The organism is Paenibacillus whitsoniae, from assembly GCF_003955665.1.
Lineage (GTDB): Bacteria > Bacillota > Bacilli > Paenibacillales > NBRC-103111 > Paenibacillus_E > Paenibacillus_E whitsoniae.
The window spans coordinates 1-2,550 of sequence record NZ_RXHU01000142.1; the positions used below are offsets into that span (position 1 = coordinate 1).

Annotated in this window: 2 protein-coding genes; both read left to right on the forward strand. The window is 52.4% G+C overall.

Translation table 11 applies throughout. From position 1 onward, the window contains the following. Nucleotides 1-844: hypothetical protein (locus tag EJQ19_RS32090; protein WP_164716850.1), on the forward strand; the 844-nt coding region annotated here is incomplete at its 5' end. A 178-nt stretch (nt 845-1,022) separates the two neighbouring features. Continuing rightward, complete coding sequence (locus EJQ19_RS31090) at nt 1,023-2,378, forward strand: dicarboxylate/amino acid:cation symporter (protein ID WP_126145093.1); 1,356 nt, start codon at nt 1,023-1,025, stop codon at nt 2,376-2,378. Nucleotides 2,379-2,550 lie beyond the last annotated feature (172 nt).

Sequence of the window (2,550 nt, forward strand, 5' to 3'; positions counted from 1 at the left end):
GCTCGCGGGTATTTTGACGGCACTTTCGGCAGCGGCCGGTTGCAGCTCGGGGGGCGCTGCATCGACGCCCATCACCCAGCAATCGCCCGGAAAAGAGTCGACGTCCAGCGTCTCGCCATCATCGGCACCGGGCGCGACTCCATCGGTATCACCGGGCTCGGGATCTACGCCGAGCACTACCGTGAAACCAGTAGCGGCATCTCCTGCGCCGCCCAAAGGCAGCACGCCGCCTGCATCGGCTGTACCGACTTCGACTTCGCCCGCCGCTTCGCCATCCAGCCCGGCCTCTTCGTTAGGGCCCGCGGCCTCGCCTTCTTTCTCCGCGCCGGAGGAAGCCAAATCTTTGATCGCGAGCCGTGCGAACGAGACGATTGCGGCCATTCAGAACAAAGATTTCGCCAAGCTCGCGACGCTCATTCATCCGCAAAAAGGTGTCCAGTTCTCTCCGTATTCCTACCTCCAGCCGTCTACCGACGTGATCGTTCCGGCCAGCGGGCTGGCCGCTTTATGGACGAATCCTTCGCCCACCCATTGGGGCATGTATGACGGCTCAGGGGACAGTATAGACTTGACGTTTCCGAATTATTGGGCCAAATTTGTGTACAATGCGAATTTCGCCGCGGCTCCGCAAATCAGCTATAACACGCTGCTGGGCAAGGGCAATATGACCAACAACGTATTCAGCATCTATCCGACTTCTTCCTATATAACGGTGGAATATCATTTTCCGGGGATTGATCCGCAATTTCAAGGGATGGATTGGACCAGCTTGCGGCTTGTGTTTGTCTATACGGCCGGAGAATGGTATCTTGTTGCGATTGTGCACGATCAGCATACGATGTAAGTGACTGGACAAATTGATGGAAAAGAGTGCTAAAACCGAATTTCTCCTCATAAAATTTAGGGGAATGTTCGGTTTTATTTATGTTCAGTGCAAAAAATGTATTGACATCTAGTGTTAGTTGTCATATTATATTCACAATTAAACCGAGTAAACGAATAGGAATTGGGGGAACGCTTCAATGCAAAACAACCTTGTCACCGCCTTTCAAACCAACTGGGTCAGCTTACTTGTGTCCATCGTGGTTATCGGCTTCATTGCCTTCTTGGGCAAAAAGAAAGTAAGTTTTGGTAACCGTGTTTTCATCGGTCTGGGTCTGGGTCTTATTGCTGGTATTATTTTTAATCAGGCTGGCCTGCAGTACAAAAGCGTCAGCACGATCGGGACGATCTACGTCAACCTGATCAAAATGCTTGTTATGCCACTCGTCCTTATTCTCGTCATCAACAGTATTTCGTCGTTATCCAATTTAACACAGCTTCGTAAGCTTGGTCTCAAAACTGTCGGCTGGTTCCTGCTGACAACGGGGATCGCGTCGATCATCGGCCTTCTGGTGGCCTTGGCGTTCGATCCAGGCAACGGCATCGCCCAGGCGGTTCCGAAAGATTTTAAAGCTAAAGACATTCCTACATTCTCCCAGGTTATTCTGGATCTTGTGCCGTCCAACCCAATTAGCGATATGGCGAGCGGCAAAGTCGTGCCTGTCCTGATCTTCGCGATTTTCGTCGCGGTTGCAATCGTACACGTCGGCTCCAAGAAGCCGGAAGTCGTGGAGCCTGTTAAAAACTTCGTGACGTCCGCAACAGCTATCGTTCATCAGGTTGTAAAATACGTCATCCGTTTGACTCCTTACGGCGTTTACGCGTTGATCGGCGCTATGGCGGCCAAATATGGTTTGGATACACTGGCGCCGCTGGCGAAAATTATTTTAACATCGTATGTTGCACTGATTATTCACTTTGTTCTGATTTTCGGCGGCCTTGTGCTGCTCGTTGCAAAAGTTAACCCAATTAAGTTCTTTAAAAAGGCTTACCCAACCGTGGCGGTTGCCTTCACAACCCGCAGCAGCTACGCAACGCTTCCTGTGAACCTGGAAGTTATCACCAAACGTTTGCGCGTATCTCCGCGTATCGCGAGCTTCGTGGCTCCGCTGGGCGCAACGATGAACTTCAACGGTTGCGGTGGCGTATGGCCGGCAGTCGTTGCCGTATTCGTCGCAAAAGTCTACAACCTGCCGATGAGCGCTTCCGATTACCTGATCCTGATCTTGGTCAGCGTGATTTCCTCCATCGGGGTTGCCGGCGTACCGGGTCCTGCGGCGATCTCCACGACCGTCGTCCTGACAGCTCTCGGCTTGCCGCTGGAAGGTATGGGGCTTGTCCTTGGCGTAGAAGCCCTGATCGACATGGGTCGTACAGCGGTCAATGCAACAGGTACAACTGTTACAGCGTTGCTCGTGGCTGACTCCGAAGGCGAGTTCGACCGCGAAGCGTTCAACAACGACGAAGAAGACGATTTGGAATTGGCTTCCGCGTAAGTGAAGCTCCATGAAGATAAAAAAGACGAACGTCCCTTGGGATGTTCGTCTTTTTTGTGATGCGCGCTGACAGGCGCGCATGATCTAGTGGCCGGGGCGACTGAAAGTGCCGCGAAACTTGCTTTCCCAGGGGGGAGCCCCACAAATGGCTCTCACAACCTGCAAAAACTAC

Coding starts and splice junctions, on each gene's coding strand:
- EJQ19_RS31090 (WP_126145093.1), top strand. CDS start 1,023: ATGCAAAACAACCTTGTCACCGCCTTTCAAACCAACTGGGTCAGCTTA.